General features: G+C 46.3%; 15 protein-coding genes. 14 read left to right on the top strand and 1 reads right to left on the bottom strand.

Annotated elements, in window-relative coordinates; genetic code table 11:
• Positions 1-2 precede the first annotated feature (2 nt).
• The 10 genes from NE671_RS14610 (at position 3) to NE671_RS14565 (ending at position 9,804) form a co-directional block, all read left to right on the top strand.
• A complete protein-coding gene (locus tag NE671_RS14610) occupies positions 3-2,282 on the top strand; it encodes a LicD family protein (protein WP_256164121.1) in 2,280 nt (759 codons plus the stop codon).
• A 31-nt stretch (positions 2,283-2,313) separates the two neighbouring features.
• Complete coding sequence (locus NE671_RS14605; RefSeq protein WP_178016224.1) at positions 2,314-3,468, top strand: LicD family protein; 1,155 nt, start codon at positions 2,314-2,316, stop codon at positions 3,466-3,468.
• Positions 3,461-5,278 carry a thiamine pyrophosphate-binding protein gene (locus NE671_RS14600; protein WP_256164118.1) on the top strand — a complete coding sequence of 606 codons (1,818 nt, stop codon included), beginning with the start codon at positions 3,461-3,463 and terminating at the stop codon, positions 5,276-5,278. The genes NE671_RS14605 and NE671_RS14600 overlap by 8 nt, the downstream gene beginning before the upstream one ends.
• Before the next feature lies 1 nt (position 5,279).
• Positions 5,280-6,017: an SDR family NAD(P)-dependent oxidoreductase gene (locus tag NE671_RS14595; protein ID WP_015525329.1), complete on the top strand. Its 738-nt coding sequence runs from the start codon at positions 5,280-5,282 to the stop codon at positions 6,015-6,017.
• Between the two features lie 335 nt (positions 6,018-6,352).
• Positions 6,353-6,502, top strand: a complete 150-nt coding sequence (rpmG, locus tag NE671_RS14590) for a 50S ribosomal protein L33 (protein WP_044961412.1) — start codon at positions 6,353-6,355, stop codon at positions 6,500-6,502.
• Positions 6,503-6,527: 25 nt separating this feature from the next.
• Entirely contained in the window at positions 6,528-6,734 is a 207-nt protein-coding gene (gene secE, locus NE671_RS14585) for a preprotein translocase subunit SecE (RefSeq protein ID WP_015525331.1), read from the top strand.
• Between the two features lie 15 nt (positions 6,735-6,749).
• A complete protein-coding gene (nusG, locus tag NE671_RS14580; RefSeq protein WP_015525332.1) occupies positions 6,750-7,271 on the top strand; it encodes a transcription termination/antitermination protein NusG in 522 nt (173 codons plus the stop codon).
• 68 nt (positions 7,272-7,339) lie between these two features.
• Entirely contained in the window at positions 7,340-7,765 is a 426-nt protein-coding gene (rplK, locus tag NE671_RS14575; RefSeq protein WP_015525333.1) for a 50S ribosomal protein L11, read from the top strand.
• A gap of 95 nt (positions 7,766-7,860) precedes the next feature.
• Entirely contained in the window at positions 7,861-8,556 is a 696-nt protein-coding gene (gene rplA, locus NE671_RS14570; RefSeq protein ID WP_015525334.1) for a 50S ribosomal protein L1, read from the top strand.
• A gap of 252 nt (positions 8,557-8,808) precedes the next feature.
• Complete coding sequence (locus tag NE671_RS14565) at positions 8,809-9,804, top strand: D-alanyl-D-alanine carboxypeptidase family protein (RefSeq protein ID WP_330576364.1); 996 nt, start codon at positions 8,809-8,811, stop codon at positions 9,802-9,804.
• Between the two features lie 145 nt (positions 9,805-9,949).
• Here the strand turns inward: NE671_RS14565 and NE671_RS14560 are convergent, their stop codons facing one another.
• Positions 9,950-10,672, bottom strand: a complete 723-nt coding sequence (locus NE671_RS14560) for a GntR family transcriptional regulator (RefSeq protein WP_161206338.1) — start codon at positions 10,670-10,672, stop codon at positions 9,950-9,952.
• Between the two features lie 291 nt (positions 10,673-10,963).
• Here NE671_RS14560 and NE671_RS14555 point away from each other — a divergent pair, with 291 nt between their 5' ends.
• Genes NE671_RS14555 through NE671_RS14540 form a run of 4 tightly spaced genes read left to right on the top strand, consistent with a single transcriptional unit; the run spans position 10,964 to position 15,060 of the window.
• Positions 10,964-11,932, top strand: a complete 969-nt coding sequence (locus NE671_RS14555; RefSeq protein ID WP_173740327.1) for an SIS domain-containing protein — start codon at positions 10,964-10,966, stop codon at positions 11,930-11,932.
• Between the two features lie 37 nt (positions 11,933-11,969).
• The gene (locus tag NE671_RS14550) at positions 11,970-12,827 is read left to right on the top strand and encodes a PfkB family carbohydrate kinase (protein ID WP_114001933.1); all 858 of its coding nucleotides are present in this window, start codon (positions 11,970-11,972) and stop codon (positions 12,825-12,827) included.
• 15 nt (positions 12,828-12,842) lie between these two features.
• Positions 12,843-14,345, top strand: a complete 1,503-nt coding sequence (locus NE671_RS14545) for an ABC transporter permease subunit (RefSeq protein ID WP_092073601.1) — start codon at positions 12,843-12,845, stop codon at positions 14,343-14,345.
• A complete protein-coding gene (locus tag NE671_RS14540; RefSeq protein WP_021651269.1) occupies positions 14,338-15,060 on the top strand; it encodes an amino acid ABC transporter ATP-binding protein in 723 nt (240 codons plus the stop codon). Before NE671_RS14545 ends, NE671_RS14540 begins: the two co-directional genes overlap by 8 nt.
• Positions 15,061-15,197 lie beyond the last annotated feature (137 nt).

The raw sequence follows: 15,197 nt of genomic DNA, 5'->3' as shown, positions 1-15,197 counted from the left end.
AGATGACAGAAAAACAGAAGCTTCTTTTGCAGCTCTTCCGGGAGGTTGACGCGATCTGCAAAAAGCATGATCTTAGATATGTAATGGCCGGAGGTACTCTGATCGGTGTTCTTCGAAATGAAGGCTTTATCCCATGGGACGATGATGTGGACATTTACATGCCCAAAAGTGACTGGGATAAATTTGTAGAAATATGTCAGAACGAGATGCCGCCGAACCGGGCGGTTTATTGTGCAGAAGTGGACCGTAATTATACCAACGGTTTTCCGCGCTACGGAAGTACGGATACCTGTGCGATCCACAAGCATCAGATCATAGGAGACGACAAGGCTGGTGAGATCATTGACGTACTGACTCTGGATCCTATTCCGGATGATGACCGTGAGTATGAGAAATACCGGGACCATATGATGATCTATACGGAACTTCTGAATATCAGCATGGTCGTGGGAGTCAGATGGGAAATTTCTCCCTGGCGGTATCTGTACTGGCTTTTCCGCTATACCTTCTGCGGAAAGGACAGAACCTTAAAGAAATTGGAGAAGATCATGTTTTCTTATAAAGAAGAGGAGTGCAGCCGCTATGCCATGCGATGGGGAGGCTGCCCGTTTCTTTTTGACAAGGATATGATGTTCCCTGTAAAATATATGGACTTCGAGGGCGAAAAGGTTATGATCCCTCACAGGACCAGTGATTATCTGATCTGGCATTACGGGGACGAATGGTCCTATATACCACCTCATGGGGAAAGAGAATCTCATGAGTCTGTTGATGTTCCGGGCGCCAGCTATCAGGAGGTGCGGGATGAATATATGCCAAGGATCGACAAAAAACGTATCCGCAGACAGATGCTTTTCCGTAAATTCTACTGCCTTCTTATGGCAAAGGGAGACCATAAACAGGATGACAGACGAAGAAGGATCAAAGCCGGTGTTGTAGCCCGGGATGTGTCTGCCCGACTGATGAGATCCGAAAAAACAGCGGAGACCCTGCTGAAAGAGAGAAGATATGATGTGCTTGGTGAGATCTTTGAGGAGTATTACCGTGTACAGCTCAGCATGGAGTTTATCGGGCGTGAGGATTTTAAGGGGATCCGTCCGTTCTATCATCCGGTCCTGATCCCGCTGGAGGATGAGGCTTTTCAGGCGGCCATGCTGACACTGATCTATCAGGAGCGTGTTTCCAAGGCATACCGTATGTACGAGGTACGCAAGAAAATGGATCATCTTACTCCGGAAATGGAGCAGACAGTGGAGGATATCCGACGTTTCCGAAAAGCAGCCAGCCACTATGAATTTAAAGAAATGCAGGAAGCAGAGGCGATTGTGGATGATCTTCTCAGAAAATATCCGGATGCTCCGGGATTTCTGAAATTTAAATGCCGGTTTGTGATGGAGCGCCTGGAAGGACCGCAGAATGCTTCAGAAGCGGAGAAATTTCTGTCTTACTGCCAGAGAGTATTTCCTCAAGATGGATATTTTATGAAATATAAGGGGGATCTTCTCTGGAAAAAGGGCCTCCGGAACGAAGCAATGGCAGAGTATCTGAAAGCCAGAGAATGCACCAATAATGGCATTGTGCAGTTGGAACTGGATAAATTCCTGAAAAAACAGAAGTCCCAGGCAATCCGGGACTGTCGTGATCTGCTTGGAAGCCAGAGAAGATCAGAAGCACTCTCTCTGATGGAATTTTGGAGCAGACTGATGCCGGAGGATGAGGAGATCAGAGGTGCTCTTTATCTTGCGAAGGTATCTTCCGTCCGTACAAAAGGGGAGCTGGAAGAGCTGGTGAGAGAGCTTTGCAAAGAACTGGGGATCACCGGTAATTCTCCAAGGGAGGGAACCCTTGAGGAGCCAGTGTACAAAGAGGCACTTACCTGTGCATGGCAGAGATTCGGCTATCCCAAAGCACTGGCAGAGGGCCGTACCAGGATCCTGTGCAGTGAGGAAGAGGGCGAGATGGAATATCTGGCAGAGGAGATCCGCAGCTTTCTGGTTCATAAGGAATGGCAGGGAGAGGTATACAAGCTTCTGGGAGATATCCGGAAGAAACAGGGGCGTACCCGGGAAGCCTTCGAAAATTATTTCCTGGCATTGGATCATGAGCCGCATCCCTATATAAAAAATGAGCTTTCCAGGATCTTCCTGGAGGATCTTTACGATGGAAGCCGGCGTACCGGATTTTTCGCAAAGAAGGCAGACGTGACAGAATTTCTGAACAGCTGGCTGGATAAGTATAAAAGTCAGGAGGAGCTTCAGGAGCTTCTGAAGCGGATCCTGTAATGACAGATCAACAGAAACGAGGCAGAGTGTATTGAACAGAGAACAGCAGAAAGTACTGGAACTTCTAAAAGAAATAGATACCATATGCAGAAAAAATAAGATCACATATTATCTTTCTCCGTATCTTACCCTCTGTGCGGTAACGGAGCGCCCTTTTCCCATGAATCCGGCAAGCAATGATATTTATATGAAGACCGGTGATATGGCCCGGTTTAAAAACATCTTTGACGAAGAACCGGAGCTGCGCAGAGCTCTGGAATCTATGGAGAATAACAGCCGTTTCCCCGGATTTTTTCTGCGTTATACAGATAAAGATACATTGTTTTATAAGCTGGACGAGTATGGAAAATACAAACATCCGGGACTGGGGATCAATATCCTTCCGCTGCAGTGTGAATATGGTCCAAAGGGAAAATATCTCTGGAACCGTATGCGCGAAGAGGGATGGAAAAGAATCTACGGAAAAAAAGGCGAGTGGCGGAACCGGCGTGAGCTGGGATGTATCTGGATGGTGCGAGTCCTTTCCCTTTGCGGACGAGGCTGGCTGGCAAAGAGCATATTCCGGGATCTGCTCCGGCAGCCGCAGGATGGCGCAAAAACATATGTACTCCGATATTTTGACCAGAATCTTTATTTTCCTGCGCATATTTTTGAAAATCCCGGGGAGGCAATGCTTGGAGGAGAATCCTTTATGGTCCCGGGAAACACAGACAGCTATCTCACCCGGGCCTACGGCAAAAATTATCGAAATAAGTCAATGGAAAACTATGTTCCCGGCTCGCTGGTGGTGTGCAGCACACTGATCCCATGCGAGGAATTTCTGCAGCAGTCAAAGGAACTGAAGAAATTTGCTTCTGTCAGGAAGAAAAGGGAAAAGCGCAGGCAGTTTGGAATGAATTACCGGGAATATCTTGCACAGTGCTGGGATTATGCAAAATTCTGCGGGGAAAAATATACCTGTGCACTAGCTTATCGCAAAAAGCTCAGCTATATCCGGAATCTCTTCAAAAATGAAGATTATGTGGAACTGGAAAAAGCATTTGCAGGATATACCAGGATGAATGATCGCTGCCTGAAATATGAAGAAGCATTTGAAACAGATCCGGAGGTTTTTGACCTGTATCTTAAGTATCTGGAAAAAACAGGAAGGATCTCGTATATGGAGAAGGTAAAAAAATATGTCTAAGGTCAAGCTTACAGATTATGTTGTGGAATTTTTGCAGAAAAAAGGGATCCATGATTTCTTTGGATACCAGGGAACCATGATCGCACATCTGGTAGATTCCATTGAGAAGAATCCCCATGTAAGAAGTCATTCCAGCTATCATGAGCAGGGAGCTGCTTTTGCCGCCTGCGGTTATGCTCAGGCAAAGAATGCCTGCGGCTGTGCCTATGCCACCAGTGGTCCGGGAGCTGCCAATCTGCTTTCCGGTGTGGCAGATGCGTATTTCGATTCTCTTCCGGTGATCTTTATCACCGGACAGCTGAATACCTATGAATATTCCGGTATTACAGGCCTTCGTCAGCAGGGCTTTCAGGAGATCGATATGGTTTCCATGGCAAAGCCGGTAACCAAGTACGCGGTGCAGGTCCGTGATCCGAAAAATATCGTTCGTGAACTGAATCTTGCATGGCAGATCGCCAATACAGATCGAAAGGGACCGGTTCTTATCGATCTTCCCATGAACGTGCAGAGAGGCGAGGTGGAAGATCCGGTTTATGATATGGAATTTTCCGAGGAAGAGATCGAGACAGCTGTATATGGAAAAAATGATCCGGAAAACGGGGCAGCCTTTTACAGGGATGCAGTTGCAAAGGCGGATTCTTCTGATGGAGCAGAGGCGGCAGAATATATTCTGAATAAGATCAGGACTGCAAAACGGCCGGTATTTATGATCGGTCACGGAGCTTCCGGAGAAGCAGAAAAAATGCTCACAGATCTGGCGCGTGCCCATCACATTCCGGTGATCACAAGCGTACTTGCCCGGTCCGCACTGAGCTTTGATGATCCTTTGAACTTCGGGTGCATCGGAGGTGCTTACGGACACCGGTATGCAAATATGATCGCCAATGCAAAAAGCGACCTTCTGCTCTGCTTTGGAATTTCCCTGTGTACCCGTCAGATTGGTACTAAGGTTCATGAGTTTGCGAAGAATGCCGAAATCATCCGTGTGGATATTGATCCTTATAATCTTCAAAGAGAGATCCATGAGGGAAGAGAAGGTGAGAAATGCTTTTGCGTCAGCGCAGAGACTGTGGTGCGTAAGCTGACAGAGCAGCAGGCACAGATCGGTTCCTATGAGGAATGGCTTGCTGTCTGCCAGAAGATCCGTAAGGAACTCTGGAAAGTGGACGATGAGACACCGCAGCGTTATCCGAACCGCATGATCGCATACTTGAGTGATCAGCTTTCCGATACCGGAGCGGTTGCTGTGGATGTGGGACAGCATATGGTCTGGAGCTATCAGTCCTTCCACAATCAGCAGGGGCAGAAGACACTTTTTTCCGGCGGACATGGTGCTATGGGATATGCACTTCCGGCGGCTATCGGAGCTTATTATGCTACCGGCAAGCCGGTGGCATGTATCTGCGGAGACGGAGCCTTCCAGATGAATATCCAGGAGCTGCAGTGGGTGAAGCGTGAGAATATCCCAGTGAAGATGATCGTAATGAATAATGAGGCTCTGGGAATGATCCGTCATCTTCAGAGAGATTATTTTGACTGTGTATATGCGGATACCTCCGATGGCAGCGGATTCTCGTCCTGCGATTTTACAGATGTGGCGCAGGCTTACGGAATTCCTGCAAAGCGCATCCAGGGAGAAGACGTGGAAAAATATGCCGGTGGATTCCTGGAGCAGAACGGACCGGAGCTTCTGGAGATCATGCTGGAGCATGGAACCTACGCATACCCGAAGACTTGTCTGGGTGAGCCGATCCACAATCAGCAGCCTTATATACCGAAACCGATATTTGATGAACTGATGGAGCTGTAAAATGGGAAAAATAACTGTGATCACAGGCGGTACCTCTGGAATCGGAAGAGGGATCGCCGAAAAGATCCTGGCAGAGTCAGCAAAAACTGACAGGATCTTCGTAACATATGGACATGATGAGAAGAAGGCACTGTCGTTTCAGGAGAGCCTTCCTGAGGAAAAAAGATCTCAGGTGACTTTGATAAAGGCAGATATGTCTTCCTATGAAGAGATGATGGTTTTTGTGGAGGAGCTGAAAAAGCAGACAGACCATATTGACTGGCTTGTAAGCAATGCCGGCATCAGTACCTACGCAAAATATGAAGACTACAGCTTTGAGGAGTGGACACGGATCGTAAACACCAATCTTTCCGTACCTGTATTTATGGTAAAAGAGCTGAGATCCATGATGGTAGAGGGCGGCAGTGTGCTCTTTACCGGTTCCTATGCAGGACAGCAGGCGTATTCTTCCTCCCTTGTATATGGAGTCACCAAGGCAGCCATCCATTTCCTGACAAGATCCCTGGTAAAGGAATTTGAGCCAAAGGGCATCACAGTCAACGCCATTGCACCTGGCTTCATCGAAACTCCGTGGCACAGCGCCCGCACCCAGGAGAGCTATGACCGTATCAACCGGAAGATCGCACTCCACAGGTTTGGAACTGTGGAGGAAGTGGCGGATATGGCTTATGCAGTGCTGTCTAACGGATATATGAACGGCAGTGTGGTGGATATCCACGGTGGTTATGACTACTTTTAACCGCTTGCTTATCAGTTGAAAGTGCGCAGGAAGACAGAAGAATACATGTTGTGCCTGCACATAAGGGTCTTCTTATTACTTTCTGTACAGGGGCGACGTCCCGAAAACGAAATGCAGCGAAGCAGAATCGGGTTTGCGCACTTGAGACGTCCGTACGGAATCTGTGAAATTCTTTATATTTAAGCGAAAAAGGCTTGACTTGCACACCTGCTCTGTGATAAAATTGACGAGCGACATGGAAGTTAGGTCTTTTTTTTATGCCCGAAAATGACGACGGATATACGTTCCGGGCGGCATAGAAGACCATGCAAATGAAAACACTGGAGGTGGAAGTTGTGCGCGTTAAGATTACATTAGCATGCACCGAGTGCAAGCAGCGTAACTACAATATGACGAAGGAGAAAAAGAACCATCCTGAGAGAATGGAGACCAAGAAATATTGTAAGTTCTGTCATACACACACTCTGCACAAGGAAACAAAGTAATCACAGAGATTTGTGAGGTTATGCTATGGAAAAACAGAAATCTGAGGATAAGCCGCAGAAGAAAAGTTGGTTTCAGGGACTTCAGTCAGAATTTGAGAAGATTGTCTGGACAGACCGTCCCACACTGGCAAAGCAGACTGTTGTGGTCGTGATCATCACGATCATCCTGGCAGTGGTTATCAGTGTAATGGATTCCGGAATTCTGGAATTCATTAATTTCTTAATGAAGTAAGGACAAGGTGATTATATGTCAGAAGCAGCAAAATGGTACGTTGTCCATACCTATTCCGGGTATGAGAACAAGGTAAAAGCCAACATTGAAAAGACGATCGAGAACAGACACCTGGAAGACCAGATCCTGGAGGTACGTGTTCCGCTGCAGGATGTAGTGGAGATGAAGAACGGAACCTCAAGACAGGTTCAGAAAAAGATGTTTCCAGGCTATGTGCTTCTCAATATGGTGATGAATGACGATACCTGGTACGTTGTCCGTAATACCCGCGGTGTTACGGGATTCGTAGGACCGGGATCAAAGCCTGTGCCTCTTACAGAAGAGGAAATGATGCCGCTTGGTATCCAGAAACCGGATATCGAAGTGGACTTCGCAGAGGGCGACATGGTAGTCGTTACCGGTGGTGCATGGAAAGATACCGCAGGTGTGATCACAGGTATCAACATGCAGAAACAGACGGTAACGATCAATGTTGAGCTTTTCGGTCGTGAAACACCGGTAGAAATAAGTTTCACAGAAATCAAAAAAGCTGAGTAATTCAAAAACAAGGTAACAGCAAGTGGGAGGGACACACCCCCGCCAATACCACATAGGAGGTGCCGAAAATGGCAAAGAAAGTAACAGGATATATCAAATTACAGATTCCGGCTGGTAAAGCAACTCCAGCACCACCTGTAGGTCCGGCTCTTGGACAGCATGGTGTAAACATCGTACAGTTTACTAAGGAGTTCAACGCAAGAACAGCTGATCAGGGAGATCTTATCATCCCGGTTGTCATCACTGTTTACGCTGACAGAAGTTTCAGCTTCATAACCAAGACTCCGCCGGCAGCAGTTCTTCTTAAGAAAGCTGCAAACATCAAATCTGGTTCCGGTACACCGAACAAGACCAAAGTAGCTAAAGTTACTAAGGCACAGGTTCAGGAGATCGCTGAGCTGAAGATGAAAGACCTCAATGCAGCATCCATCGAGGCTGCTATGAGCATGATCGCCGGTACAGCAAGAAGTATGGGAATCGAAGTCGTAGACTAATAAATACCGAAGCTTAAGTTCGGGGTTCCCGTAGAAAAAGTGAAATTTTCAAGTGGGAGGGCTTTTCCCCGCAAATACCACAGGAGGTTATAGAAATGAAACGAGGAAAGAAATATGTGGAAGCTGCGAAAGCAGTAGACCGCGCAACATTATATGATGCACCAGAGGCTATCAGCCTTGTTAAAAAAGCAGCTGTAGCTAAGTTCGACGAGACCATCGAAGTTCACATCCGTACAGGCTGCGATGGACGTCACGCAGATCAGCAGATCCGTGGAGCAGTTGTTCTGCCACACGGAACAGGTAAAAAAGTTCGTGTACTTGTATTTGCTAAAGATGCTAAGGCAGAAGAGGCAAAGGCAGCAGGAGCAGACTTCGTAGGAGCTGAGGACCTCATTCCGAAGATCCAGAACGAGGGATGGCTTGACTTTGACGTTGTAGTTGCAACACCGGATATGATGGGCGTTGTAGGTCGTCTTGGTCGTGTACTTGGACCGAAAGGTTTAATGCCAAACCCGAAAGCTGGTACTGTAACAATGGACGTAACAAAAGCTGTTAACGACATTAAAGCAGGTAAGATCGAGTATCGTCTTGACAAATCCAACATCATCCATGTTCCGATCGGAAAGGCTTCCTTTACCGAGGAGCAGTTAAGCGACAACTTCCAGACGCTTATGGGAGCTATCACAAAGGCTAGACCTAGCACACTGAAAGGTCAGTATCTGAAGAGCGTTACAATCGCTCCGACAATGGGACCTGGTGTTAAGCTTAACCCGATTAAATTAGCTCAGTAATAAATTTTAAATACCCTGTACAGAGGAAACTTTGTATGGGGTATTTTTTTATACATTTATACACCTTGATTTTTTGGGGCAAAAATCCTACAATAAGGCACAAACAGAGTTGTAACAGACCGAAAGCTCATCAGAGCTTTTTCATATAGATTTTACAGAAGACAATAATAATCATGTTAATATAAAAAAGATGGGGAAAACGTTTCTGTAAGTAAAACTTACAGATGAATTTGTCGGAACAGGGAGTATAAATTGAGATCAAAAAAGCGTAAAGCGAAGAAAATAAAAAAACAGGTAAACAAAATAAAAATGATACTCTGCCTGGTGGTAGAGGCTATCGTGATCCTGACACTTATAGTGATCATCGGCTGGAATAAAGGGGTAGGTGACTGGATGGAGTCTCTGCAGAGACCGGTTGTCCGTAAGCTTGAGATGAGCGGTATCAACAGTCCCTACGCAGTGCTGATGCAGGTAAAAGGCGGAAAGATCATCGGAAATATGAAGGGCGATGAGAAGATCTATCCGGCTTCCATGACGAAGATCATGACGGTGATCGTGGCTATTGAGAACCTGGATGATCTGGATCAGGAGATCACTCTGACCCAGGAAATGTTCCAGGGGCTTTATGAGCAGGATGCCACCCAGGCAGGCTTTCAGCCCGGTGAGACCGTGCGGGCCATCGACCTTCTTTATGGTGCCATGCTGCCATCCGGTGCGGAGTGCTGTATCGCACTGGCGGATACCGTAGGCGGTTCCAGGGATGGATTTGTGGAGCTGATGAATAAGAAGGCACAGAGGATTGGAATGAATGGTACACATTTCTGTGATACGACAGGGCTTCATGATCCGGATCATTACAGTACAGTGAGAGATATTGCGGTGCTGCTCAGGTATGCACTTCGGAACGATACGTTCAGAGAGATCATTGAGAGTCCGCGGCATTCCACAGGAGTGACGAATATCCATCCTAGCGGGATCACATATTACAGCACCATGTTCAAAAATCTTTCTGACCCTTCCGTTACCGGTGGCAAGATCCTGGGCGGCAAGACAGGATATACCAGCGAGGCGGGTCTATGTCTTGCAAGCTTTGCAGAGATCTACGACAGGGAATACATACTGGTAACGGCAGGCGCATCGGGAAATACTGGAAGCCCACTCCATGTGGAGGATGCGGTGACGATCTATAACCGCCTTGGAAAAGCTATTGAGGCACAGATGACAGGCAGTGATGGATCGGAGTCTTGAAAAGATAAAGGATAAATTTTGTGTATCGCGAAGTGTGTTGCAGAGAACGGAGTGAACAGTAATATTTTTGGATAAATAAACACTGGCACAGAGGTGTATGCTGCTGTATTGGCAGCATAACGCTTCTGTGCCGTTTTTTGATTCTTCAAAATGAAATCGTATAGCGGGAACCTGCAATGTATTCACGGCTGATGTAAAGCGGTTTTCCATCAGGAGCTTCCATATAGGAATCCAGGATCAGCACGGGATCGCCGGAAGACAGACGCAAAGTTTTTGCCATATCCGGGGAGGCTGCAGTAACAGAAATAGTGCTGCGGCTGGATTCTGCGATCGTACAGCGGTAGGTGTTTTTGATATATTCAAAAAAAGAACCGTTTTCTACAGCGTTCGGATCAAAATCCGGGAAAAGCCGTGTGGGGAGCCAGGTGTGAACATCAATAACCGGAATACTGTCAGCCAGAAGAAGACGTTCCAGGAAAAAAACTTCCTCATCCGAAGTAAGCTGCAGAAAATCAGAGGTTACGCTGTTCGCAGGTTTTTTGCAGAAGGACAGTACGTGAGATTCCGGAATCCGGTCATTCTGACGGCAGGATTCGGAAAAGCTCATATTTTTCTGGGATTCAAATTTCCGGAAGATCATGGGGGATTTTACAAAGGTTCCTTTTCCCTGATGCTTGATAAGATAGCCCTGTGTGCAAAGCTCCTCCACGGTACGTCGGACAGTGATCCGGCTGACATGGTAAAGATCGGCAAGCTCCGGCTCAGGAGGGATTTTTTCTCCGGGCTTATAAGTACCGTTTTTGATCTGCTGGGTGATGATATCCATAAGCTGCTTGTAAAGCGGCTGGATCGAATTTTTATTTAACATGAAAATATCCTTTCTGAGGTTGTTCATAAAAGATATTTTACTATAGTGCGGATGTATTTGTCCAGTAAGGGACAAACCTCTGCAGTGCGTCAGAAGGTATATTGGATGAATAATTAATCATAAATCATGAATATACTCTTTACTATAACGTTATAATATGTTATATTCTTCAAAAAGGTAAAATGCAAAAGTACAAGAAGGAGAAATTCATCTGAAAATCCGAAAAAACCTGTATTTTCAATGGATTCAGAGGGTTCTCAGACGAATTTCCACGAAAACCGGAGGATGAAAATGGACGCAGTAAAAATCGTAAATAAGATCAACAAAGAGCATGGAACAATCAAAAATGTGTATTTTCTTGCATGCGGAGGATCTCTTGTGGATCTGTATCCGGGATATTATTTTGTCCGTGCGGAATCCGCAGTGATGGATGCACAGTGGATCCCTGCAAGAGAGTTTGCACTGACACCGCCGAAGAAGCTGGGAAAAGACAGTCTTCTGATCATCTGCTCCCACAGTGGCAAGACAAAGGAGTGTCTGGAGGCAGCAAAAACAGGAATGGATGCAGGTGCGGCTGTTGTTACAATGACACATGCGCCAGGTTCCCCATGTGATACCGATAAATGGATCTCCGTTGTATACGACTGGGCACCGGGGGTAAAGGAAGCAGAGAAGCCTCAGGGAATCGTACTTCGTATTCTTAATGAGCTGATGAAGGTACAGGAGCCGGGATATAAGCTTTACGATAAGATCGGGGAAGGCTTTGAAAAGATCGATGATGTTATTGCAGCTGCAGTGAAGGATCAGCAGAATGCAGCATGGCTTTTTGCAGAAAAATATTCAGAGGAACCGAACCTTTATATCATGGCATCAGGAGCCTCCTATTCTCAGGCATATGGCTTTGCGATCTGCTCACTTCAGGAAATGCAGTGGATGGACTGCGGTTATCTGAACAGTGCGGAATATTTCCACGGACCGTTTGAGGTAACGGATGAGGATCATCTTTATATCCTTATGATGAGCAGGGGCAGAAACCGTATGATGGATGAGCGTGTGCTGACTTTCCTTGAAAAATACGGAAAGAAATACGAAGTGATCGATGCGGATAAGCTTGGTATGGAAGCAATTGATGACAGCTGTGTGGAATATTTTACCCCGATGCTGTTCTACACTATGACGACCGTTTACCGTACCGCTCTCCAGGATAAACGCCGTCATCCGCTGGATATGAGAAGATATATGGGCGTTGTAGAGTACTAAAGGTGCTGCTGTGCCTGTGCACAGAGAAAGGGAAAATATGAGTAAATACAGTACAAAGCTTCTTGGCTTCGGAGACAATGTAGTGGATATCTATGATCATCTGAAAACCATGTATCCAGGCGGAAACTGCGTAAACGTCAGTGTTTACGGAAAGATGGCCGGATGTGAAAAAACAGCGTATATGGGATATTTCGGAGATGACGACAGAGCAGAACTGATCATGGATACACTGGAAAAAATCGGCGTGGAAACCGTAAAGTGCAGACAGCTGCACGGCGAGAACGGTTATTCCAGGATCACATTAAAAGACGGAGACCGTGAGTTCCTGGATTTTAATGATGGTGGTATCCGTGGAAAAACACCGTATATCCTTGATCGTTTTGATCTGGAATATATGAAAGGCTTTGATGTGGTACATAGCGGAAATTACTCTTTTACGGAGGAAGAGCTGCATAAGATCAAAGAGGCGGGAATTCCGGTTTCTTTTGACTTTTCTGATGATTCCACAGAGGAATATTATGAAAAAACAGCACCGGAGGTTACTTACGCATTTTGCTCCTTTGACGGAACCGACCAGGAGGCAGAAGAGCATCTGAAAAAGATCATCTCCATGGGGCCGAAGCTTGCCATGGCCTCCAGAGGAGCCAGGGGCTGCATTCTTTATGACGGAAGGAATTTTTACCGACAGCCGGCAGCGCCGCTTACGGAAGTAAAAGATACTCTTGGCGCCGGGGATTCACTGATCGCATCTTTCCTTACCGGGTATATCGGAAGAATGAAAAACGGCATGGCGGAGGAAACCGCGATCTGTGAAAGTCTTGAAGAGGCAGCTGCTTTTGCAGCGGGCATCTGTGGCATGGAAGGTGCTTTTGGCTACGGAAAAAAATATGAATAGCAGGAGGGGAAAATAATGGGACGCAATGGAAAAAGCAGAGCTCTTATCTGTTTTGTACTGTGTATGATCATGGCTTTGCCGGTGTATTTCAGCAGTGCAGTGGCAGTAAAAGCGGCAGAACAGCAGACCATCGTCATAGGAACGAACGCAGAGTATTCACCGTTTGAATACCTGGATGATAATGGAAATATTACAGGTTTTGATTACGATCTTCTGGAGGCAATCGCCAAGGAAGAAAACGTAAAGCTGGTATGGAAGGATATGCCCTTTGATTCCCTGATGGGTTCCATGGAGGCTGGTGATGTACAGGTGATCGCAGCCGGGATCGGACCTACGGAGGATCGTAAAAAAAGCGTTGATTTTTCCGATGTTTATTACACCGGTACACAGTGCATCATCAGCCGTAAGGATAATCCGATCAAGGATTTTGAGGAGATGTCCGGAAAAACCGTTGCAGTTCTGGAGGGTGCACAGAGTGATATGATCGCATCCGGCGAGACTACTGATTACGGTGAAGTTAAGGATGCCAAAGTAAAAAGATTTAAAAACGCTTCCAGTGCAGTCATGGAGCTGAAAAACGGTGGAGCAGATGCAGTTCTGATCGACAATATCATGGCTGAGATCTACTGCAAACAGAACTCAGACCTGCAGTATGAGTCCGTGCCAAGTACAGCAGAGGATACGGTTTTCTGCATTGAAAAAGGAAACACAGAGCTTGTCCAGATCATCAATGACGGGCTTGCAAAAGTAAAAAAATCCGGGGAATATGATGATCTTTATCAGAAGTATTTTGTGGACACACTTGAAAACAGCGAGGATGTGACAGATGTAGCAGCAACTGATGGTTTTCTGGGACTTTTAAGCTTTATTTTCCTTCAGGATAATCGTTGGAAGTTTTATATTAACGGTCTTGGGATTACGCTGATCGTTTCCCTTTTGTCAGTGATCGTAGGTATCCTGATCGGTCTTGTAGTGGCATTGGTACGTCTTGGAGCTGCGAAAAAAGGCAGAAGAACCATTCTTTCCACGATCGCGGATATTTATGTTGATGTGATCCGTGGAACACCGTCAGTCCTTCAGCTGATGATCATCTATTTTGCAGTGTTCCACAGCAGGCTGGGATATGTGGCAGCAGTGGTCAGCTTCGGTATCAACAGCGGTGCATATGTTTCCGAGGTTATCCGCGGAGGTATTTTATCTGTAGACAAGGGGCAGAGCGAGGCTGGTCGTTCTCTGGGCCTTGGGTATAAGGATACCATGCGTTTCATTATCATTCCGCAGGCTGTAAAAACCATCCTTCCGGCAATGGGTAATGAGTTTATCCAGCTGATCAAGGAGACTTCTATTTTGGGCTATGTGGGTATCATGGATCTGACAAAAGCGGCAAGCTATGTTTCTTCCCGTACTTATCAGATGTTCATACCGCTGATCGTTGCAGGTATCATGTATTATCTGATCGTGAAGTGCCTGAGCCTTCTGCTGAAGAGATTTGAAAGGAGACTGAGAGAAAGTGATTGATGTTAAAAATCTGAAAAAGTCCTTCGGGGACGTACACGTATTAAAGGGAATCACAACTCACGTAAACAAGGGTGAGTGTATCTGCATCATCGGTCCGTCCGGCTCCGGAAAATCTACATTTCTGCGCTGTCTGAACCTTCTGGAAAAACCGGAGGAAGGCGAGATCACCGTAAACGGACAGCAGCTTCTGGATCCGAAGCTGGATGTAGATAAATTCAGGGAAAATGTGGGAATGGTTTTTCAGCATTTTAATCTGTTTCCAAATATGACAGTATTGAAAAATATCACCCTTGCGCCGGTGCGCCTTGGCAAATGGAATGTGGCGGAAGCTGATCAGAAGGCGAGGGCTCTTTTGAAAAGAGTCGGACTTGAAGAAAAAGCTGATGTCTATCCAGGAAAGCTTTCAGGCGGACAGAAGCAGAGGGTTGCCATTGCCAGAGCCCTTGCAATGAATCCCCAGGTGCTTCTGTTCGACGAGCCGACATCAGCTCTTGATCCGGAGATGGTCGGAGAGGTTCTTGAGGTTATGAAGGAGCTTGCAAAAGAAGGCATGACCATGCTGGTGGTTACTCATGAGATGGGTTTTGCAAGAGAAGTCAGTGACAGAGTGCTCTTTATGGATGATGGGGTGATTCTTGAGGATAGAAATCCGAAAGAACTGTTTGGGGATCCTCGAGAGGAAAGGACGAAGGAGTTTCTTTCCAAAGTGTTGTAGTTTTTTTGGTAAAAAAGTTTTGTTTTGAAAAAACGGGGAAATTCGTGGGGAGGGGAGGCACTCGGAGTTGCGAAGCCCGTTTCCAATGCCATTTAGATAGAACATTTTGTAGATGATTCTTTATGTTACATTCTGTA

The sequence above is a fragment of the Blautia sp. DFI.9.10 genome (assembly GCF_024461705.1).
In the GTDB taxonomy this organism is placed as follows: domain Bacteria; phylum Bacillota; class Clostridia; order Lachnospirales; family Lachnospiraceae; genus Blautia_A; species Blautia_A fusiformis.
The sequence above is the reverse complement of the archived record's forward strand: the minus strand, read 5'-3'. Positions and strand labels throughout refer to the sequence as shown.